Annotated in this window: 19 protein-coding genes, 1 tRNA gene and 1 pseudogene; 13 read left to right on the top strand and 8 right to left on the bottom strand. The window is 71.0% G+C overall.

What is annotated here, in order from left to right; all coding sequences use genetic code 11:
- Positions 1-47 precede the first annotated feature (47 nt).
- Positions 48-650 (top strand): RdgB/HAM1 family non-canonical purine NTP pyrophosphatase, encoded by a 603-nt coding sequence (gene rdgB, locus IEY89_RS14935; protein ID WP_189147859.1) that lies wholly within the window; start codon positions 48-50, stop codon positions 648-650.
- A 46-nt stretch (positions 651-696) separates the two neighbouring features.
- Here rdgB and IEY89_RS14940 read toward each other — a convergent pair.
- The 3 genes and pseudogenes from IEY89_RS14940 to bcp all read right to left on the bottom strand — a co-directional run bounded on the left by IEY89_RS14940 (position 697) and on the right by bcp (position 1,466).
- Positions 697-780, bottom strand: a tRNA-Leu gene (locus IEY89_RS14940).
- 34 nt (positions 781-814) lie between these two features.
- Positions 815-976: pseudogene (locus IEY89_RS14945) on the bottom strand (HNH endonuclease); the annotation flags it as partial.
- 22 nt (positions 977-998) lie between these two features.
- Positions 999-1,466, bottom strand: coding sequence for a thioredoxin-dependent thiol peroxidase (gene bcp / locus IEY89_RS14950; RefSeq protein WP_189147860.1), 468 nt, complete (start codon positions 1,464-1,466; stop codon positions 999-1,001).
- A 142-nt stretch (positions 1,467-1,608) separates the two neighbouring features.
- On the opposite strand from bcp, the gene IEY89_RS14955 reads away from it, so the two are divergent.
- The gene (locus IEY89_RS14955) at positions 1,609-1,941 is read left to right on the top strand and encodes a DUF3618 domain-containing protein (protein ID WP_189147861.1); all 333 of its coding nucleotides are present in this window, start codon (positions 1,609-1,611) and stop codon (positions 1,939-1,941) included.
- A 21-nt stretch (positions 1,942-1,962) separates the two neighbouring features.
- Complete coding sequence (locus IEY89_RS14960) at positions 1,963-2,319, top strand: GroES family chaperonin (RefSeq protein WP_189147862.1); 357 nt, start codon at positions 1,963-1,965, stop codon at positions 2,317-2,319.
- Between the two features lie 98 nt (positions 2,320-2,417).
- Here IEY89_RS14960 and IEY89_RS14965 read toward each other — a convergent pair whose 3' ends face one another.
- On the bottom strand, positions 2,418-5,000 hold the full coding sequence (locus tag IEY89_RS14965; RefSeq protein ID WP_229695233.1) for a transglycosylase domain-containing protein: 2,583 nt from the start codon (positions 4,998-5,000) through the stop codon (positions 2,418-2,420).
- 214 nt (positions 5,001-5,214) lie between these two features.
- Between IEY89_RS14965 and IEY89_RS14970 the strand changes: the two genes are divergently transcribed.
- Genes IEY89_RS14970 through IEY89_RS14985 form a run of 4 tightly spaced genes read left to right on the top strand, consistent with a single transcriptional unit; the run spans position 5,215 to position 8,819 of the window.
- The gene (locus IEY89_RS14970) at positions 5,215-6,015 is read left to right on the top strand and encodes an ABC transporter permease (protein WP_189147863.1); all 801 of its coding nucleotides are present in this window, start codon (positions 5,215-5,217) and stop codon (positions 6,013-6,015) included.
- Positions 6,016-6,040: 25 nt separating this feature from the next.
- Positions 6,041-6,922 carry an ABC transporter permease gene (locus IEY89_RS14975; protein WP_229695242.1) on the top strand — a complete coding sequence of 294 codons (882 nt, stop codon included), beginning with the start codon at positions 6,041-6,043 and terminating at the stop codon, positions 6,920-6,922.
- Between the two features lie 34 nt (positions 6,923-6,956).
- On the top strand, positions 6,957-8,018 hold the full coding sequence (locus tag IEY89_RS14980; RefSeq protein WP_189147957.1) for an ABC transporter ATP-binding protein: 1,062 nt from the start codon (positions 6,957-6,959) through the stop codon (positions 8,016-8,018).
- 33 nt (positions 8,019-8,051) lie between these two features.
- Positions 8,052-8,819: a DUF1707 SHOCT-like domain-containing protein gene (locus IEY89_RS14985; RefSeq protein ID WP_189147864.1), complete on the top strand. Its 768-nt coding sequence runs from the start codon at positions 8,052-8,054 to the stop codon at positions 8,817-8,819.
- Positions 8,820-8,918: 99 nt separating this feature from the next.
- Here IEY89_RS14985 and IEY89_RS14990 read toward each other — a convergent pair whose 3' ends face one another.
- On the bottom strand, positions 8,919-10,265 hold the full coding sequence (locus IEY89_RS14990; protein ID WP_189147865.1) for an SGNH/GDSL hydrolase family protein: 1,347 nt from the start codon (positions 10,263-10,265) through the stop codon (positions 8,919-8,921).
- Between the two features lie 194 nt (positions 10,266-10,459).
- On the opposite strand from IEY89_RS14990, the gene IEY89_RS14995 reads away from it, so the two are divergent.
- Both IEY89_RS14995 and IEY89_RS15000 read left to right on the top strand, forming a co-directional pair.
- On the top strand, positions 10,460-11,857 hold the full coding sequence (locus IEY89_RS14995; protein WP_189147866.1) for a DUF445 domain-containing protein: 1,398 nt from the start codon (positions 10,460-10,462) through the stop codon (positions 11,855-11,857).
- Between the two features lie 147 nt (positions 11,858-12,004).
- A complete protein-coding gene (locus IEY89_RS15000; protein WP_189147867.1) occupies positions 12,005-12,544 on the top strand; it encodes a hypothetical protein in 540 nt (179 codons plus the stop codon).
- 25 nt (positions 12,545-12,569) lie between these two features.
- Here IEY89_RS15000 and IEY89_RS15005 read toward each other — a convergent pair whose 3' ends face one another.
- Complete coding sequence (locus tag IEY89_RS15005) at positions 12,570-13,028, bottom strand: hypothetical protein (protein WP_189147868.1); 459 nt, start codon at positions 13,026-13,028, stop codon at positions 12,570-12,572.
- Between the two features lie 165 nt (positions 13,029-13,193).
- Between IEY89_RS15005 and IEY89_RS15010 the strand changes: the two genes are divergently transcribed.
- Positions 13,194-14,144, top strand: a complete 951-nt coding sequence (locus tag IEY89_RS15010) for a GlxA family transcriptional regulator (protein ID WP_189147869.1) — start codon at positions 13,194-13,196, stop codon at positions 14,142-14,144.
- Between the two features lie 115 nt (positions 14,145-14,259).
- Here the strand turns inward: IEY89_RS15010 and IEY89_RS15015 are convergent, their stop codons facing one another.
- Positions 14,260-14,568, bottom strand: coding sequence for a hypothetical protein (locus tag IEY89_RS15015; protein ID WP_189147870.1), 309 nt, complete (start codon positions 14,566-14,568; stop codon positions 14,260-14,262).
- Between the two features lie 54 nt (positions 14,569-14,622).
- Entirely contained in the window at positions 14,623-14,787 is a 165-nt protein-coding gene (locus tag IEY89_RS15020) for a hypothetical protein (protein ID WP_189147871.1), read from the bottom strand.
- A gap of 287 nt (positions 14,788-15,074) precedes the next feature.
- On the opposite strand from IEY89_RS15020, the gene IEY89_RS15025 reads away from it, so the two are divergent.
- The 3 genes from IEY89_RS15025 to IEY89_RS15035 are packed head-to-tail and all read left to right on the top strand — an operon-like array spanning position 15,075 to position 20,253.
- A complete protein-coding gene (locus tag IEY89_RS15025) occupies positions 15,075-15,719 on the top strand; it encodes a hypothetical protein (RefSeq protein ID WP_229695234.1) in 645 nt (214 codons plus the stop codon).
- Positions 15,716-17,977 carry a bifunctional serine/threonine-protein kinase/ABC transporter substrate-binding protein gene (locus tag IEY89_RS15030; protein WP_189147872.1) on the top strand — a complete coding sequence of 754 codons (2,262 nt, stop codon included), beginning with the start codon at positions 15,716-15,718 and terminating at the stop codon, positions 17,975-17,977. Before IEY89_RS15025 ends, IEY89_RS15030 begins: the two co-directional genes overlap by 4 nt.
- 47 nt (positions 17,978-18,024) lie before the next feature.
- The gene (locus IEY89_RS15035) at positions 18,025-20,253 is read left to right on the top strand and encodes a bifunctional serine/threonine-protein kinase/ABC transporter substrate-binding protein (protein WP_189147959.1); all 2,229 of its coding nucleotides are present in this window, start codon (positions 18,025-18,027) and stop codon (positions 20,251-20,253) included.
- Positions 20,254-20,304 lie beyond the last annotated feature (51 nt).

Genomic DNA, 20,304 nt, shown 5'->3' on the forward strand with positions numbered 1-20,304 from the left:
GGGTGAGGCAGTGAAACGGGTCGGGTGAGCCCGGGATACTGGACGACATGACACGCCTGATCCTCGCCACCCGCAACGCCGGAAAGATCACCGAGCTGAGGCAGATCCTCGCCGACGCGGCCCTCCCCATGGACCTGGTCGGCGCGGAGGCCTACCCCGACATCCCCGACGTCAAGGAAACAGGCGTCACCTTCGCGGAGAACGCCCTCCTCAAGGCCCACGCCCTCGCCCAGGCAACAGGCCTCCCGGCGGTGGCCGACGACTCGGGCCTGTGCGTCGACGTCCTGAACGGCGCCCCCGGCATCTTCTCGGCCCGCTGGTCGGGACGCCACGGCGACGACCAGGCCAACCTGAACCTGCTCCTGGCCCAGTTGTCGGACATCGCGGACGAACACCGCGGCGCCCACTTCGCCTGCGCGGCGGCCCTGGCCCTGCCGGACGGCACGGAGCGAGTGGTCGAGGGCCGGATGAGGGGCGTACTGCGGCACGCTCCGGAGGGTTCGGGCGGCTTCGGCTACGACCCGATCCTCCAGCCGGAGGGTGACACGCGGACGTGCGCGCAATTGAGCGCTGCGGAGAAGAACGCGATCAGCCATCGGGGGCAGGCGTTCCGGGGGTTGGTGCCGGTGGTTCGGGAGTTGTTGGGCTGAGGTGCGAGAGAGGGGCCGCCCGGTTGGGCAGCCCCTCTTGTGCGCGTGCGGCCGATGGGATTCGAACCCACACGGGCTTTCGCCCACGGCGTTCTAAGCGCCGCTCGGCTGCCAGTTACGACACGGCCGCGTATGCCGCCATGGTACCGGTCGAGCGGCGATTGCTACGCGGAGTGTCGACGGCCTCCTCTGCGCCAGGTGCTGGTGATCGCGTGGCAGTTGGGGCAGAGCAACCGCAGGTTCTCGCGCCGGTCGTCGCTCCAGTCGCCGTTGATGTGGTCGACTTCCAGCGTCATGGGCTTACCGAGCCACTCGGGCCCGACCCCGCTGAGCGGCGGAAGCGGGGCCTCAGACGCCCAGGTCCTTGATGATCTTCGCCACGTGGCCCGTCGCCCGGACGTTGTACAGGGCCCGTTCGACCTTGCCCTCCTCGTCCACGATGATCGTGGAGCGGATGACGCCGACGTACGTCTTGCCGTAGTTCATCTTCTCGCCGAAGGCGCCGTAGGCCTCCAGGACCGTCTTGTCCGTGTCGCCGAGGAGGGTGACCTTCAGGTTCTCCTTCTCGCGGAACTTCGCGAGCTTCTCCGGCTTGTCGGGGGAGATGCCGATCACGTCGTATCCCGCGCCGGCGAGGACGTCGAGGTTGTCCGTGAAGTCGCAGGCCTGCTTGGTGCAGCCGGGGGTGAGGGCGGCCGGGTAGAAGTAGACGATGACCTTGCGGCCCTTGTGGTCGGCCAGCGACACCTCGTTGCCGTCGGCGTCGGGCAGGGTGAAGGCCGGGGCCACATCACCGGGCTGGAGTCGCTCGCTCATCCGTCTGATCTCCTCGTACGTCCTCGTGCGGCCTGGAAAGGTGCCGGGTCCGAGCCTAACCGGGGGTGCTGACAGTGCGGGCCGAGGTGGAACTGACAGACTGTCCGGAGCAATGCATCCAGCGGACTTCGGAGGGCGTACGGTGGCGGACACCTCGGACAGCAGCAGAACCCCGGCGCAGATCGAGGCGGACATCAGGCGTCGTCGCGAGACGCTGGCCGAGACGCTCGACGAGATCGGGGTGCGGGTGCACCCGAAGACGATCGTCGGCGACGCCAAGGCCAAGGTCGTCTCCAGCGTCGATCACACCCTCGGGCGCGCCTATGTCGGCGTCAACCGCGTCGTCGGAGACGTCAAGGGACAGTTCGTCGACGAGAACGGGGCGCCCCGGATCGAGCGGATCGTGCCCGTCGCCCTGGTGGTCGTGGGGCTGGTCGGGCTGCTCGCTCTCGGCACCCGGCGGCGCAAGGGCTGAAGAGGCGGGTAGGTTCGGAGTGTGAGCGCCAAAAACAATGAGCAGAGCACCCATCACGACAAGCTGCCGATCCGGATGCTGCACGACCGTGTGCTCGTGCGGCAGGATGCCGGCGAGGGCGAGCGGCGTTCCGGCGGCGGCATCCTGATTCCCGCCACGGCGGCCGTCGGGCGGCGGCTGGCCTGGGCGGAGGTCGTCGCGGTCGGGCAGAACGTACGGACGGTGGGACCGGGCGACCGTGTTCTGTACGACCCGGAGGACCTTGCCGAGGTCGAGGTGCGCGGGGTCGCCTACGTGCTGATGCGTGAGCGCGATCTGCATGCCGTCGCGGCGGACCGGTTCGAGGGCTCCGAGGACTCGACCGGCCTGTATCTCTGAGACACACCCTGCGTCTCGTACCTCTGAAACGCAGGTAAAAGGGGCTGGTGACCATGGTCACCAGCCCCTTTTACCTGCGTTTCAGTGACGGCGCCGTGTCAGTCCCGTCTCGACGTGCTCAGCGCGCCGATCGTCGTCCCCGGCGGCGTCCCTCCCGTGGTGCCGCCCGAGTCCGTCGTGCCGCCGTTGTCGGTGGTCCCGCCGTCGGTCGTGGTGCCCCCGGTGTCGGTGGTGCCGCCGTCCGTCGTCGTGCCGCCGGTGTCCGTCGTACCGCCTGTGGTGGTGGTCCCGCCGGTGTCCGTCGTGCCGCCGGTCGTCGTCGTGCCGCCCGTGGCGGTGGTCCCGTCCGTCGTCGTGCCGCCGGTCGTCGGTGTGCCCCCGGTGGTCGGACCGGTCGTCGCGCCCGGGGTTTCCTGGCCGCCGCCGTCCGTGGTGCCGCCGTTGTCCTGGCCGGCGTCCGTGCCGGGGTCGGGCTGCGGGTCTGCGGGCGGGAGCTGCTGTTCGTCGGCGCCCTCCTGGAGCTGGAGGTCGAACTCCTTCGCCTGCTTGCCCTTCAGGGCGTCCTTCGTGAACTGGGCCCAGATTTCGGCGGGGGCGCCGCCGCCGTTGATGCGGTCGAGGCCCATCGCGCCGTACAGCGACTTGTGCTTGCCGGTGACCGGGTCCTGGCCCATGACCGAGACGACCGTCGCGAGGTCGGGGGTGTAGCCCGCGAACCAGGCCGCGGTGTCCTCCTCGGCCGTGCCGGTCTTGCCGGCCACCGGGCGGTCGGCCTCCTGGGCCGCCGTCGCCGTGCCCTCCTCCACCACGCTCTGCAGGACCGCCGTTGTCGTGTCGGCGGCCTCCCGCGACACGACCTGCTTGGTCTTCTGCCTGGGGAGGGTCACCGCGCCCTCCTCGCCGTCCTTCGTGATCTTCTCGATGATCGTGTACGTGCCGTGCCTGCCGTGGTTGGCGAGCGTGGCGTACGCCTCCGTCATGTCGAGGACGCTGGCCGTCGACGTGCCGAGCGCGATGGACGGGTACGGGTTGAGGTCGGGGGTGTCGGACGGCAGGCCGAGGTCGATCGCCGTCTGCTTGACCTTCGCGGGGCCCACGTCCACGGCCATCTGCGCGTACACCGCGTTCACGGACTTGTTCGTCGCCGTGCGGACGGTGACGTCGCCGTACGAGTACTGGTCCTCGTTCTCGGGGGCGTACTCCCCGCCGTTCCAGCCCTCGACCGGGCGCTTGTTGGTGCCGTCGTAGTACGTGTTCGGGGTGATCTTCTGGCCGTCCTGGGTCACCGAGCCGTTCTGGACGGCGGCGGTGAACACGAACGGCTTGAAGGTGGAGCCGTCCTGGTAGTCGCGGCGCGTGGCGTTGTTGACGTACTGCTTGGTGTAGTCGATGCCGCCGTACATCGCGAGGACCTTGCCGGAGGCGGGGTCGATGGCGACGCCGCCCGCGCGGACGTAGGTGTCGACCTTGTTGTTCTTCTTGTCGAGCTTCTTCATCACCTTGTCGTTGACCGCCTTCACGAAGGCGTCCTGCTTGGGCTTCTGCAGGGTGGTGGTGATGCGGTAGCCGCCGGCCTGGAGTTCGTCCTCGGTGAGGATCTTGTTGTCGAAGAGGTAGTCGTCGACCGCCTTGACCAGGTAGCCGCGCTGCCCGGACATGCCCGTCGAGACGATCGACTGCTTCGGCTCGGGGAAGGTGATGGCGTTCCGCTCGGACTGCGTCAGCCAGTCCTTCTTGACCATGCCGTCGAGGACGTAGTTCCAGCGGGCGAGCGCGGCGGGCCTGTTCTCGGGGTGGGCGATCACGTCGTACTCGCTCGGCGCGTTCAGCAGTGCGGCGAGGTAGGCGCCCTGGCCGGCGGTCAGGTCGACGGCGTCGACGCCGTAGTAGGCCTGGGCGGCGGCCTGGAGGCCGTACGAGTTGCGGCCGGCGTAGCTGGTGTTGAGGTAGCCCTCAAGGATCTGGTCCTTGGTCTTCATCCGGTCCAGCTTGATGGAGATGAAGAACTCCTTCACCTTTCGGGTGACGGTCTGTTCCTGCGCGAGGTAGTAGTTCTTCACGTACTGCTGGGTGATGGTCGAGCCGGACTGCTTGCCCTTGCCGGTCACGGTGTTCCAGGCGGCGCGGATCATCGCCTTGGGGTCGACGGCGGACTCGGTGTAGAAGTCGCGGTCCTCGGCGGCCAGTACGGCGTGCTGGGCGTCCTTGGAGATCTGCGCCAGCGTCACGTTCTCCCGGTTGACCTCGCCGTCGCGGGCGAGCTGGCTGCCGTCGGCGTAGAGGTAGATGTTGCTCTGCTTGGTGGCCGCCGCGTTCGCCGCCGGGATGTTCACCATGTAGTAGCCGAGCGCGAACATGCCGATGACCAGCAGGACCCCGAGCACGAACGTGCCGAGCACGAGCCGCCAGGTCGGGACCAGCCGCCGCCATCCGGCACGCCGGGGACGCTTGGCCTTCTTAGCCTTCTTGGCCTCCTCGGGTTCCTCGTGATTCCCGCTCTCCGCCGCGTCGGGCCGCACGTCGGCTCGTACGACGGGTTGCACGACGGTTTGTTCGGCCTGCGCGACGGTCTGTTCGGGTTTCGCGTCGGGCCGCACGTCGGACTGCGCGTCGGGCCGTACATCGGGTTCTCTGGGTGCCGAGCCCTGCGTCGGCTGCTGCGGCTCTGGCTGGTCGCTCATGTCGTGCACGGACTCCTGTTTCGCGTCGTACGTTCCCGTACGACCTCATTCACCACTTCAAACGTTTTCTGCGCCCCCTCTTGAAGACTGTCGCACCCGGCGATCAGTTCCCCGACCCCGGCACGCTTCCTGCCCGAAAACGCGTGGCGGGCGGACAGGAGTGAGGGCTAGGCTCCTGCGCTTCGGTCCGGACGCGTTGGGGAAGGCTGGTGTCGTGGGTTCTGGGCGGTTGTACGCGGCCGTCGCGGCGGGGGGTTTCCGACGGTATGCCACCTATCGGGCGGCCACGCTGGCGGGGGTGTTCACCAACACGGTCTTCGGCGTGATCCTCGCCTACACGTACATCGCCCTGTGGGACGAGAGACCGCACCTCGGAGGGTACGACCAGTCCCAGGCACTCACGTATGTGTGGCTCGGCCAGGCGCTGTTGACGACCATGTGCGTGATGGGCACGGGCTTCGAGGAAGAGCTGATCGAGCGTATCCGTACGGGTGACATCGCGATCGACCTGTACCGGCCGGCCGACCTCCAGCTGTGGTGGCTGGCCCAGGACCTGGGCCGGGCCCTGTTCCAGCTGCTGGGCCGCGGGCTGATCCCCTTCGTGCTCGGCGCCTGGCTCTTCGACCTGTCGCTGCCGGCCTCCCCGCTGACCTGGCTGGCGTTCCTCGTCGCGGTCGCGCTGGGGGTGCTGGTCAGCTACTCCTTCCGGTTCCTGGTGGCGCTGGCCGCGTTCTGGCTGATGGACGGCGCGGGCATCACCCAGATGGCGTGGCTCGCGGGTGTCTTCTGCTCGGGCATGGTGCTTCCGCTGAACGTCTTCCCGGGGGTGCTCGGCGAGGTCGTACGGGCCCTGCCGTGGGCGGCGCTGATCCAGGCGCCGGCGGACGTCCTGATGGGGGAGGCGGATTTGCTGGGCACGTTCGCCTTCCAGGCCGGGTGGGCGGTGGCGCTGCTGGGGGCGGGGCGCTTGTTGCAGGTGGTCGCTACTCGGCGGGTGGTGGTTCAGGGTGGGTGACGTGGGCGTGGGTGTCGCCGGTGCGGTGAAGACCGGTGCCCGGGGCGGGCGGTGGACCCGCGACGACTGGGACGACGGGCCGCTCGGTCGCTGGGAGCGGGTGTTCGACGGCGTACGGACCTATCGGATGATCGCCGCGATGTGGATCCGGTCGACGATGGCCTACCGGGCCTCCTTCGTGATGACCACGCTGGGGAACTTCGCGGCGACCGGGCTCGACTTCCTGGCGATCGTGCTGATGTTCTCCCAGATCGACCGGCTCGGCGGCTACTCGCTGCCCGAGATCGCGTTTCTGTACGGGCTGTCGGCGATCGCGTTCGGGACCGCCGACCTCGTCGTCGGGTCGATGGACCGGCTCGGGCGCCGGGTCCGTGACGGCACCCTGGACACGCTGCTCGTCCGGCCGGCGCCGGTGCTCGCGCAGGTCGCCGCGGACCGGTTCGCGCTGCGCCGCCTCGGCCGGATCACCCAGGGTCTGATGGTGCTCGGCTACGCCCTGCTCGCCCTCGACGACGTCCACTGGACGGTGCTCAAGGTGCTGCTGGTGCCGGTGATGGTGCTCAGCGGCGGGGCGATCTTCTGCGCGGTGTTCGTCGGGGGTGCGGCCTTCCAGTTCGTGGCGCGGGACGCCTCCGAGGTGCAGAACGCGTTCACGTACGGCGGCGCCACGCTGCTGCAGTATCCGCCGGGTCTGTTCGCGCAGGACCTGGTGCGCGGGGTGACGTTCGTCTTCCCGCTGGCCTTCGTCAACTGGCTGCCCGCGCTGTACGTGCTGGGCCGTCCTTACCCGCTCGACCTGCCGGAGTGGGTGGCGTTCCTGCCGCCGCTGGTGGCGGCGGGCTGCTGCGCGCTGGCCGGGCTGGCCTGGCGGGCGGGACTTCGTTCGTACCGGAGCACGGGGAGTTAGACACGTGGACAGCCACAGCCACAGCCACAGCCAAGTGGACGGTTCCTTCGACGAGTCGCACGACTCCTTCAGCAACAACTCCTTCAACGAGTCCTTCATCGAGCTGGACGGCGTCGAGAAGGTCTTCGACGTGCGCAAGAAGACCGGGTTCATGCGCAGTGAGCGGCGTGAGGTGCGGGCGGTCGACTCGATCTCTTTCCGGGTGGCGCGCGGGGAGATGGTCGGTTACATCGGCCCGAACGGCGCCGGGAAGTCGACGACCATCAAGATGCTGACGGGCATCCTCACCCCCAGCGGCGGCCGGTTGCGCGTCGCCGGTATCGACCCGTCGCGTGAGCGCACCCGTCTCGCGCGGCGCATCGGGGTGGTGTTCGGGCAGCGTACGACGCTGTGGTGGGACCTTCCGCTGATCGACTCGTACAAGCTGATGCACCGCATGTACCGCATCCCCGACGCCCGTTACCGGGAGAACCTGGACCGCTGCGTCGAACTTCTCGAACTGGCCGACCTGTTGGACGTACCGGTCCGTCAACTGTCCCTCGGTCAGCGGATGCGGGGCGATATCGCGGCGGCCCTGCTGCACGACCCGGAGGTGCTGTACCTCGACGAGCCGACGATCGGCCTGGACGTGATCTCGAAGGCCCGGGTGCGCGAGTTCCTGCGCGACCTGAACGCCGAGCGCGGCACGACGGTCCTGCTCACCACGCACGACCTCCAGGACATCGAGCAGTTGTGTTCGCGGGTCATGGTCATCGACCACGGCCGGCTGATGTACGACGGCCCGCTGACCGGCCTGCACGAGGTGGGCGACAGCGAACGGACCCTCGTCGTGGACCTGGAGCGCGAACTGCCGCCGGTCGAGGTGCCGTCGGCGCGGGTCGTACGGGTGGAGGGTCCGCGGCAGTGGCTGGCGTTCCCGGCGTCGGAGTCGGCGGCTCCGCTGGTCGCGCGGATCGCGGCGGAGTATCCGCTGGTGGACCTGTCGGTGCGGGAGCCGGACATCGAGGCGGTGATCGCGAAAATGCTGCATTCAATGAGGGACACCCCCAAACCCCCGCCCGAGCAGGCCGAGAGGTCGGGTCGCGCGGCCTCGTAGCCTCCCGGGCGGGTACCTCGTAGGCTTCGACGCATGACGGACGACCTTCCGGAGCTGCGCGCTTCCGACGCCGATCGTGAACGAGTCGCCGAGGTACTGCGGGACGCTCTCGCGGAGGGTCGGCTCGACATGGTCGAGTTCGAGGAGCGGCTGGACGCGACCTACCAGGCGCGTACGTACGGCGAGTTGACGCCGATCACCCGTGACCTGCCCGGGGCCGGGGTGAGTGTGCCCGCGGTGAGCATGGTCAAGCAGCCTGTGGGGAGCGGGAGTTGGCCGGACCGGATCGTCGGGGGTGAGGGTTCCTCGCGGTGGGGTGTCGCCATCCTGGGCGGGTTCCAGCGCCGGGGGCGCTGGACGGTGCCGCGGCAGTTCAACGCGTTGGCGCTCCTGGGCGGCGGGGAACTCGACCTGCGTGACGCGAACTTCGCCGACCGTGAGGTGGTGATCAACTGTGTCGCGATCATGGGAGGCGTGGACGTCGTCGTGCCGCCCGGTGTCGAGGTCGTCGTGCGCGGCATCGGCGTCATGGGCGGCTTCGACCACGGCCAGGAGGGGGTGCTGGGCGACCCCGGCGCCCCCCGGGTGATCATCCAGGGGTTCGCCTTCTGGGGCGGCGTGGGCGTGACCCGGAAAATCCCGAAGGCGGAGCGCCAGCGCCTGAGGGAGGAACGCCGCCAGGAGAATCTGGAGCGGCGGGAGGGCCGGGGGGAGCTCGGTGGCTCCGGTTCCGGTTTCGGCTCGGACTCCGGGTTCCGGCACGGCATGCACAAACGTGGGCTGCACAGGGACGATGACTGAGCGCTGTCAGAGGCGCGGGGCTGCGGCATGGTGCGGCTCCGCTGCCTGGGCGCGACGGGACCCCACCGGCCCGCACCCCCAAACGCACCCCGCAGCCCCCTAAAGCTGAGCCGGTGCCGCCCCCTTCAGGTCCTCCAGGTCGAACACCTCACCCATCCGCGCATACCCCTTGTCACTCGGGTGCAGGTGATCCCCGGAGTCGTAGTCCGCCCGGAACCGCCGAGGGTCGTACGGATCCCGCAGCGCCTTGTCGAAGTCCGCGTACGCGTCGAACACCCGCCCACTCCGGATCTCCGTGTTCACGGCCTGCCGCAGCGCCTCCGTGGTCGCCGAGTACCCGTGGAACCCCCCGAACGGCATCAGCGTCGCCCCCACCACCCTCAGGCCCCGCCCGTGCGCCTCGGCGACCAGCTCACGCAGTCCGGCGACGATCGAGGAGGCCCGCAGGGTCCGGGGGTCGCGGGCGCGCAGGATGTCGTTGACGCCCAGGTCGATGACGACGACCTTGACGTTCGTACGGCCGAGGGCGTCGCGGCCGAACCGGGTCAGAGCGCTCGCGTTCGGCGCGGGCGTGCCCTTGCCGCCGGCCCGCAGGACGCGGTTGCCGCCTATGCCCTGGTTGACGACGCTGTAGCGGGGCACGTCCGCGCCTGACTCGGCCGCCGCGTGCAGCCGGTCGGCGAGGACGTCGGGCCAGCGGCTGTTGGCGCCCACCGTCGAGGTGCTGCCCGCGGTGAGCGAGTCGCCGAGGGTGACGACCGTGCCGTTGGCCTCGGTGCTGAGGACGTCGAGCGCGGTGACGTACCGCCAGGCCTCGGTCTGCTCGGTGTACGCCGTGGCGTGCGGGTCCTCGGTACGGTCGCCCAGGGCGGCGTACGAGATCTGCCGGGCGCGGGGATGGTAGGTGACCGGGCCTGAGGGCACCGCGGAGTACGTCGTCACCAGGACGTCGCTGTCGCGCGGGACGGCGACCCGTACCGCGTCGCTCACGATCTGCCGTCCGGGCGCGATGGTCACCGAGGGGCTGCCGCCGAAGGTGAGCCGGCGCATGGTGCGGGCGTCGGCGGCGGCGCTGTTCTCGGTGGCGGCGACGGCGATCGAGGCGTGGGCGATGGTCAGCGGCTGCTTGCCGTAGAGGTTGGAGAGCGTGACGCGGGCACTCGTACCCCCGGCCGCCGTGTGTACGACGTTGCGCAGGGAGCGGCCGGCCAGGCCCTGTACCTCGGTGCCGGGCTCGCCCTCGACCGGGGAGGCGGACCAGGTGCCGACCCAGGCGCCGGTGGACGCGGGGGCGATGTCGTTGCCCGAGTCGCCTCGGGCCTGGCCGACGGCCCTGGTGTGCCGGCTGCCGTCGTCGAGGGTCGCTCCGACGTATATGGCGGCCGACATGGCCACGACGAGCGTGACCATCGCGGCGAGCAGGCCATAACCGTGGCGCCTGGTCATGGGATGCGTGACTCCTCGTACGGCGGGGAGCGTGGGGCTCCGGTGGGCTGGGCCCATGATGCGGGATGGGCCTGTGCGAGCCGGCCCAATCCTTCGGATCGGCTCCTTCCGGGTATACGCAGGGAACTCTTGTTCCGTTCCGGGAGTCGGTCAGGAAGGGACAATGTGTGAGGGATCACTGAACGGTGGAGCGAATGGAACGGACGAAAACGGCATCAGAGGGCGGTTCCGAAGGGCCCGAGGAGGCAGCGGGGGCCGAGGGGACCTACGGGCGGCAGCGGACCCGTGCGGCGCCCCGCGCCGCCGCCGGTGCGGTCCCGGGCCGCGCCATGACCTCCTTCAGCCCAGCCGACGAGGAGCGCCGGCGCGGGGTGCGCCGGATGAAACTGACGGCGACCGGGCTGCTGCTCTTCGTCGCCGTCGTGTACGTCCTCGCCAAGTGGGCCGGTGAGCAGGGCGCCGGTGCCTGGACGGGGTATGTCGCCGCGGCGGCCGAGGCGGGCATGGTCGGCGCGCTGGCCGACTGGTTCGCGGTCACCGCCCTCTTCCGCCATCCCCTCGGCCTGCCCATCCCGCACACCGCGATCATCCCCACCAAGAAGGACCAACTGGGCGTCTCTCTGGGTGAGTTCGTCGGCGAGAACTTCCTCTCCCAGGATGTCGTACGGCAGCGGCTGCGGGCCGTGGGCATCGGCAGCCGCCTCGGTACGTGGCTCGCCGAGCCGGAGCACGCGGACCGGGTCACGGCGGAGCTGTCTGCGGCCCTGCGCGGGGCGCTCACCGTCCTGCGCGACTCCGACGTCCAGGCGGTCGTCGGCGAGGCCATCACCCGGCGGGCGGACGCCCAGGAGATCGCGCCCGGCATCGGCAAGATGCTGGAGAAGGTGGTCGTGGACGGCGGCCACAAGCGGGTCGTCGACCTGGTCTGCGTACGAGCCCACGACTGGCTCGTCGCGCACGAGGAGGAGGTCATGGGCGCCGTGCAGGGCGGCGCGCCCGGCTGGACGCCCAAGTTCGTCGACAAGAAGGTCGGCGAGCGCGTCTACAAGGAGCTGCTGCGCTTCGTCACCGAGATGCGCGACGCCCCCTCCCACCCGGCGCGCGGGGCTCTGGACCGCTTCCTCACCGACTTCGCCTCCGACCTCCAGTCCGACACGGACACACGCGCGCGTGTCGAGCGGCTGAAGACCGAGGTCCTGGGGCGCGGCGAGGTCCAGGACCTGATCGCGTCCGCCTGGACGGCCGTACGCTCGATGATCGTCTCGGCGGCGGAGGACGAGCGCAGCGAACTGCGGCTGCGCGTACGGGCGTCGCTGCTGTCACTGGGGTCCCGGATGGCCGTCGACTCCAAACTCCAGAACAAGGTGGACGGCTGGGTGGAGGGCGCGGCGGTGTACGTCGTGACGACCTACCAGGGCGAGATCACCTCCCTGATCACGGACACGGTCGCGGGCTGGGACGCCGAGCACACGACGAAGAAGATCGAGGCGCACATCGGCCGCGACCTCCAGTTCATCCGTATCAACGGCACGGTGGTCGGCTCACTGGCGGGGCTGCTGATCTACGTGGTGTCGCGGGCGGTGGGGGTGTAGCCCACGGTCGAGTCCATGGTCGAGCCCATGGTCGGGTGCGCGCTCGAGTAGGCGGTCGAACGCGCGCTTGAGTACCCGCAGCTGAGTACCGGCATCTGAGTACGCGTACTCTGTCGGACCGCCTCCGGACAGGTGACCCTCGTACGTATGACCGAGATGACTGGGAACAGCACCACCGGGAAGCTGCTCGGGCCGCTGCGGGACCGTCCCTGGGCCGAGCGCTGGCTGACGCGCGCACTCGGCGCGGCCGTCGCTTCGGCGTCGTACGTCGTCTGCGTCCCCTGGGATCTGCGCAACCGCGTCGAGAGCGCGGGCTCTATCGACGAGACGACCCCGGTGACGGGCGTCGGGGTCGTCGCCCTGGGCGTCGTCCTGCTGCTCCTGGCCGCCTACTTCGGCCACCGCGACAGCCGGGGCTGGCCGCTGCTCCTGATCGCGGTCCCTCCGGCGGTGCTCATGTACGTCTCCCTGCGCACCCATCCAGGACCGCCCGACGGCTTCGCCAACGCCTGGCCCCTGACCTGGGCCTTCTTCACGCTGGTGATCGCGGCGGGGGTGCTGGTCGCGGCAGGGGTGGGGCGGACGTTCCGGGTGGAGGAGGAGTCGACCGAGGGCCTGGTGTCGGCCTGCCGGTCCGTCGGCGGTGAGGCCGGAGGAGGCCTGGGGACGCCCCGGGAGCGGTGGTGACAAGGCGGCGAGGCGGCGCGGTGGGTCAGGCTCCTGTGGTGGAGCCGGGGCGGACGATCATCAGGACCGTCACGGTGGCCCACAGGAGGTTGAAGACGCCGGTGAACATGGCGAGTTGAACGGTCGTCGCCCGGTCGGCGCCGTTCGCGGCGCCTTCGATGACCGTCTCCTGGCGGGGCAGCACCAGCACCACCAGGACGATCGCCGCCGCCACGGTCAGCGCCATGGAGACGATCAGCCAGGCGTCGCCCATCACCCCCATGCTGGTCGCCGTGGCGATCCCGAAGAGGGGTACGGCGATCCCGATCCCGGCGTACACCCGGCAGATCCGGTGCAGGAGCCGTACGGTCTCCAGCGCCCGGGGATCGTCGGGCGCCGCGAGTGCCCTGCGGGCGCCGGGCGGGAACATGCTGGCCGCGACGGTGACGGGGCCGACGGCGATGATCGCGGCCAGGACGTGGACGGCGAGGAGGAACTTGGTCACGGGGTGACGGTAGGGGTGGGGGAGGGGAGCGCAGAAGTGGCGCTTTTGCCAGGGTCCAACGGATTCTCGCCAGGCGCCTTCACCTGGCAGTCCCCGTGTGATCCCCTCCTCCGACCCCTGGCTCCAGGCCTTGGCTGTAACCGACCGTATGCCTAGGATCTCGCCATGCACACCGTGGCCGTACTGGCCCTTGAGGGGGTCATCCCGTTCGATCTCTCCGCGCCGATCGACGCCTTCGGGTGGGCGCGCCTCCCGGACGGGCGGGAGGCCTACCGGGTACGGGTCTGCTCGGTCGCCGACGAGGTGAGCGCCGGGCCGTTCAGTGTGCGCGCGCCGTACGGCCTCGACGCGCTGGCGGACGCCGACACGATCGTCCTGCCGGGCACCGCCGATCCGACCCTGCCGTTGCCGCCGGGTGTGGCCCAGGCACTGTGCGAGGCGGCGGCGAACGGGACGCGGATCGCCTCGATCTGCGTCGGGGCGTTCCTCTTCGCGGCGACGGGCCTGCTGGACGGTCTGCGTGCGACCACGCACTGGATCGCCGCCCAGGACCTCGCGGCCATGTACCCGAAGGTGACCGTCGATCCGAACGTCCTGTACGTCGACAACGGCCAGTTCCTCACCTCGGCGGGCGCGGCGGCGGCCCTGGACATGTGTCTGCACATGATCCGAGACGACCACGGCTCGGCGGTCGCCGCGCACGCGGCCCGGATGTGCGTCATGCCCCTCGAACGGGAGGGCGGGCAGGCCCAGTTCATCGTCCAGGCCCAGCCACCGGCCCCGGCGGGCGCGACGATGGAACCGGTACTGCGCTGGCTGGAGGAGCACGCGGACCGCGAGGACCTGACGCTGGCCGACATCGCGACGCGGGCCGGCATGAGCACCCGTACCCTGAACCGCCGTTTCCGCGAACAGACGGGCACGACCCCCCTGCAGTGGCTGCACCGGGCGCGGGTGCGGCGGGCGCAGTACCTGCTGGAGACGACGACCTACCCGGTCGAACGGATCGCCGCCCAAACGGGGTTCGGGTCGCCGACGGCATTCCGGGACCGTTTCAAGAGGGTGGTCGGGACGAGCCCGCACGCGTACCGCAGGGCGTTCCAAACCACCGGCTGAGCGCCCCTTTGGGAGGGCCGCAGGCCCCTCCCAAAGGGGCGCGGGGAACTGCGCGACAAGCCACGACGGCGCCGCAGCAAACCGACGACCCCTCCACGGCACCCCCGCGGAGCGCCTAGTGTCGGTCGGCGACGGCCCAGGACGCGAGGGCCACGGCCCCAGCAACCCCGAACACCGCCGGCCAGGCGCCCACCTTCTTGGCGAGCGGGTGCGACCCGGCGAAGGCGCCGACGTACGCGACGGTCAGCGCCCCGGCGGCCGTCACGCCCGCCTGCTCGTGCCACCGCTGGGCGGCGACGGTCCCCGCGACGGCCAGTACGGTCCCGCCGAGCTGCCGGTTCCGGCTCCAGCGGGCGACGGCGTACCCGCCGACGAGGCCGGTGGCGGCCACGAGCGCCGTAGGAACCTTGGTCGTCTTCGCCATGGTGGCCTGCCTCCGCTGGATCGGTCGTACATCAGTCGTGTACTACGGGCGAGGCTAACCCGTGATCCTGGGTGCCCGGCCGGGCGGGGTGGCCGGGCCCTGTCCGATGAGTACGCCGATCAACTCCGCCGACTTCGAGGATGGTTGACGGTGGCGGAGGCGGTGCGGGGGTTTCTCGGGGCGTAGGACGGCGGAGGGAAGGGCGACGGACTCCGACATGTTCGTAGTGTCCCCTCGGCATAGTCGCTACGCTCCCAACGGGGGAACACAGGTGCGGATGGGGGGAGTTGGCGGTGTTCCGGAGACCGTTGGGGCGGTGCTGCGGCGCCTTCCTGGGCGTCGGACTGTTAGTGGCCGGCTGTTCTGGCTCGGGGTCGGGGTCGGGAGGGGACGGAGCGGCCGGGTCCGCGGACTCGACGACGAGCGGTGACACCCGCTCCAGCCCGACGTCGAACCCCGACCCGAATCCGAGCCCGAGCACGAGCCCGACCGCCGGCACTCCGAGTGTGGCCTTCACCCACGACCCCGCCCGCGTACCGAAGACCCGCGCAGTGGCCCTACGCCTGGCCCGCGCCGTCGCGGCGGCGCCCGTCGACTGGGGCCCCGGCTTCGTGAAACGCGACCCGTACGAGAGCGACCCCGGTTTCCTGCCCGCGCTCGACGCGAACTGCGTCTGGCAGCGCGAGCCCTTGCCCGCGACGGTCCTCGCGACCCTCACCCGCTACAGCGAACTGCCCGCCGAGGACGGGAAGGGGCCGATCCGCGTCGCCGCCGTCGTCACCGTGCACCGGACCGTCACGGACGCCGCCTGGGAGATGGCCGGGACCCTCGAAGAGGCGCTGCGCTGTCCCGACCAGCAGCTGCGCCAGGGCGAGCGGATCACCGGACTGATCTCCCAGGGCTCGGCGTTCGGCCAGATGGGCAACCTCACCTCCGAGGACTCGCTCGCGGAAGGCGGCGAGTACTACAGCGACGACCTCGGCGGCCCCCACTACTACTACTGGTTGCAGAGCCGGCTGGGCCAGGTCACCGTGGCCGCCGTCGGCAGGGGCGCCGACGGCCGGACCCCGGAAGAGGTCAGTGCCGCCCTGGTTCCGGGTATGAGCCAGATGCTGAGCGGCCTGGAGACCGAACTCGGGGTGACGAAATGAGCGGGCGTCTACTTCCCACCGACCCCTCCTCGATCGGCGGTCACCGGCTGCTGGCCCGCCTCGGCGCGGGCGGCATGGGCGTGGTCTACCTCGGGCGTACGGAGGCCGGGGCACTGGCCGCCGTCAAGGTGATCCAGGCCGAGTACGCGGACGAGCCGGACTTCCGCGCCCGCTTCCGCCGTGAGGTCGAGGCGGCCCGCCGGGTGACCAGCCCCTGGGCGGTCCCGGTCACCGGCGCGGACCCGGACGCGGCGGCACCCTGGCTGGCCACCGCCTTCGTGCCCGGACCCTCGCTCGGGGAGGCAGTCGTACGTCATGGTCCGCTGCCTGCCCGGAGCGTGCGCATCCTCGGCCGGATGCTCGCCATGGCGCTCCGCGAGGTGCACGCGGCCGGGCTGGTCCACCGTGACGTCAAGCCCGCCAACGTCCTGCTCGCCGTGGACGGTCCGCGCCTGATCGACTTCGGCATCGCCCGCGCGGCCGACGAGACCGCGATCACCTCCACCGACCTGGTCGTCGGCACACCCGGCTTCCTCTCCCCCGAGCAGGCCGAGGCGCGTGGCGCGGCGGTGGGCCCGCCGAGCGACGTCTTCTCGCTGGGCTGTCTGCTGGCGTACGCGGTGACCGGCCGTCCGCCGTTCGGCACCGGTGCGGTGGACGCCCTGCTCTACCGGACGGTCCACGACGAGCCCGACCTGGCCGGCATCGATTCCGGTGCCGAGTCCGGTGCCGAGTCCGGCGACGACGCGGCGAGCGGCGAACTGCTGACGCTGCTGCACATGTGCCTGGCGAAGGACCCCGAGGACCGTCCCACGGCCGAGCAGATCTGCACGGTGCTGCTGGTCGAGGACGCCGTCCCCGACGGCGGCCGGACCGACTGGCTGCCCGACGACGTCGTACGCGGAATCGCGGACCGCTCGGCCGAGATGCTGGCGCTTCCCGACATCGAGCCGACCGTCGCCGAAGCGGCAACCGAAGCCGCGGAGGGCGCGGAGCCGGCGTCGCCCGGCCGACGCCGGCTGCTCCTGGCCTCCGGTGCGGCGGTGCTCCTGGCGGCGGGCGGGACCGCGGCCTGGGCCGCACTGCGCGACGAGGACACCCCGAGCACACCGGCGGCCCGCCGCTGGGCCATCGGGGTGCAGGCGGATCTCAGCGGTGCGCAGCGGACGGTGGGCCGGGCGCAGGAGCGGGGCGCGCGGCTGGCGGTCGAGCAGTTCAACTCCCGTAGCAGCACGCCGTTCGAGCTCACCCTGAAGGCAGTCGACGACGGGGGCAGCGCCGGTCGGGCACCCGCCGCGGCCAAGACACTGATCCAGGACCCCGACGTACTCGCCGTGCTCGGCCCGACCAACGACGAGACCGCCCACGCGGTCCTCGGCGCGTACGACGAGGCACTGCTGCCGCTGCTGTGCGTCTCGGCCGGAGGGCTGATCCTGACGACGGCGCAGTACCGCTCCTTCCTCCACTGCCGCCCCAGTGACGCGGCGGTCGCTCTCCCGATCAGCGTCTACCTCATGGGGCAGAAGGAGAGAGCGCGCCCCGGCGTCCTCCAGGACCGGACCGCACAGACGTACGCCCAGGAAACCGCCTCGGCCAGCGTCCTCGTGCTGCGCCAACTGGGCAGGCCGGCCTACCCCCGGGTGATCCCGGCGGGCACGGAAGACCTGGCACCCGTGGTCGACGACATGCTGCGGGCCGGGATCGGCTCCTTCGTCTACGCCGGCTACGCGCAGGGCGCGGCCCAGGTCGCCCGGGAGCTGGCGGGCGCCGGCTTCGACAAACCGCGGCTCAGCTCGCAGGCCGTGATCGACCCGGCGTTCCTGGAGCTGGCCGGGGACGCCGCCGAGGGATGGCTGATGACCTCCTCCTTCGTCGACCCCACCGCCGTACCGGCCGCGGCGGCCTTCACCGCCGCCTTCCGCAAGCGCTACGGCGAGGCGCCCGGCTACTACGCCGCCGAGGCGTACGACGCCGTCAACCTCGTCATCCAGGAGTTGGTGAAGGCTACGGAAGCGACGGAAGCGACGGAAGCGACGAAGACTACGAAGGCCACGAAGGCCACGAAGGCCACGAAGGGCGAACAGCCGCCGAAGCGCCAGGAGTTGGTGGGCCTGCTCCGCAAGAGCCGTTACAAGGGCATCACCAAGGAGTTCATTTTCAAGCCGGAGGACGGCACGTTCGCCGGCCGGGGCGTCTTCCTCCACCAGGTCGAGGGCGGCCGGTTCCGCTTCCTCGGCGAAGCTCCCTCCGAGGCGTAGCGGTGGGCGGGGCGCACTCGGACGGCCACGCGGAAGGCCGGGTGGGAGTGCCCCCGCTCAAGCCGGGCGATCCGTCCTTCGTCGGCGGTCACCGGCTGCTGGGCCGGCTCGGCGCGGGCGGCATGGGCGTGGTCTACCTGGCCCGTTCGACGGGCGGGGCGCTGGTCGCGCTGAAGGTGATCCGCGCCGAGTACGCGGCCGACGACGGCTTCCGGGCCCGGTTCCGGCGCGAGGCCGAGGCGGCGACCGGCCTCACCGGACGGTGGGTGGTACCGGTCACCGCGGCGGAACCGGAGGCCCACGAGCCCTGGCTGGCGACCGCCTTCGTACCGGGCCCGTCGCTGGCCGACGCCGTCGCGCTGTACGGCCCGCTGCCGGACCGGACGGTACGAGTCCTGGGCGCCCGGCTGGCCGAGGCGCTCACCGAGGTGCACGCGGCGGGCCTGGTGCACCGGGACGTCAAGCCGCACAACGTCCTGCTCGCCCTGGACGGCCCCCGGCTGATCGACTTCGGTATCGCGCGTTCCACCACGGCCACCGCGCTGACCGCGACCGACGTGGTGATCGGCTCGCCCGGCTACCTCTCGCCCGAGCAGGCGCAGGCGCGGACCGGTGACATGGGCCCGCCGAGCGACGTCTTCTCGCTGGGCTGTGTCCTGGCGTACGCGGCGACCGGCCGCCGCCCGTTCGGCACCGGCACCCCGGCCGCCGTCCTCTTCCGTACGGTCCACGAGGAACCGGACCTGGACGCGGCGCCCCGGGCCCTGGTCCCGCTGCTGACGGCCTGCCTCGCCAAGGACCCGCAGGCCAGGCCCACCGCACAGGAGATACGGGACGCCCTGACCGACGAGGGCGAACTGGAGGGCGACCGGGAGAGAGACCAGGAGGCCGATCGGGCGGACGACTGGTTGCCGCCCGCCCTGCCCCGGCTGATCGCGGAACGCTCGGCAGCCGTCCTGGCCATCCCCGACCCCGCTCCGGCGACTCTCGTACAGCCGCCGGAGCAGCCCTCTCCCTCCCGGCGCCGCGTGCTGACACTGGGCTCGGCAGCCGCGGTGACCCTGACCGGCGGCGGACTGGCCGCCTGGGCCGCCTCCAGGCCGACGACAGCCGACAACGAGGGCGGGACAACGGGTTCAGGATCGCTGCCGGTGTACGTCGTCGGAGTGCACGCGGATCTGACGGGCACGGACAGGACGATCGGCCGGGCGCAGGAGCGGGGCGCGCGGCTGGCTGTGGAGGACTTCAACTCCCGCTCACGTTCCGGCAGTTCAGATTCAGGTTCCTCTGGCAGTTCCGGTGTCGCCGGTGGCCGTCCCTTCGAGCTGGCCCTGAGGGTCCTCGACGACGCGGGGGAGGCGAAACGGGCCGAGGAGGTGGCCGGGAGGTTCGTCGCGGACCCCGACGTGTACGCCGTCATCGGCCCGACCGGCAACACCGCGACCGAGGCCTCCCTCGCCCGCTACGAGAAGGCCCTCCTGCCCGTCGTGACCGTCTCCGCCGGCCTGGAGCCGGACTCCGACCCGCGCGCGTTCTTCCACCTCAGGCCCGACGAGAACGCGCTGACGACGCCCTTCATCCACTACCTCACCCACGTCGAGAAGAGCACCAGGACCGCCCTCATCGACGACCGGGCGGCAAGCCGCACCAGCTGGCACATCGTCAGAAGCCTGTCCACGTACCCGCCCGCCGAAGGCACGACCACCACCCATGTCGTCCCCGCGGACAGCGAGGACTTCGCCCCGGTCGCCGCCGCCGTGCTCGCCGCCGACGCGGAGGCCGTGGTCTACGGCGGCACCTCCCCGCACCGGGCCGCCCTGTGCGCCCGCTCGCTGGTCCGCGCCGGATTCCGGGGCCCGTGCATGGCCCCGGAACCGGTCCTGCAACCCGCGTTCCTCACGGAGGCGGGTGCCGCGGCCGAGGGCTGGCTGATCAGCGCGACCTACGTCGACCCGGCCCAACTACCCGCCGCGGCACGCTTTGTGACGGCGTACCAGAAACGCTTCGGGGTGCGCGAGGTCGAGCGCTTCGCGGTGGAGGCGTACGACGCGCTGCTCTTCGTCGCCCAGACGCTGGGCGGCCTGGGCGCCGTCGAGGTCGAACGGGGCGCCATGGTGCGCAGACTCCGTGCCTCCACCTACAAGGGACTCGCCAAGACCATCCGATTCGATGCGGGAACCGGCGCGTTCCACTTGGTCGACGGCCTCTTCCTCCACCGCGTGGAGAACGGCTCCCCGCGCTTCCTGGGCCGCTACGACAAGGTCAGGAAGACCTGACCTCCCGGACCTCTCACGACTCCACAACTCCAGAGTGGCAGCGCGGCAGTA

Origin of the sequence: Streptomyces lacrimifluminis, from assembly GCF_014646095.1 — a bacterium.
Classification (GTDB): Bacteria; Actinomycetota; Actinomycetes; order Streptomycetales; family Streptomycetaceae; genus Streptomyces; species Streptomyces lacrimifluminis.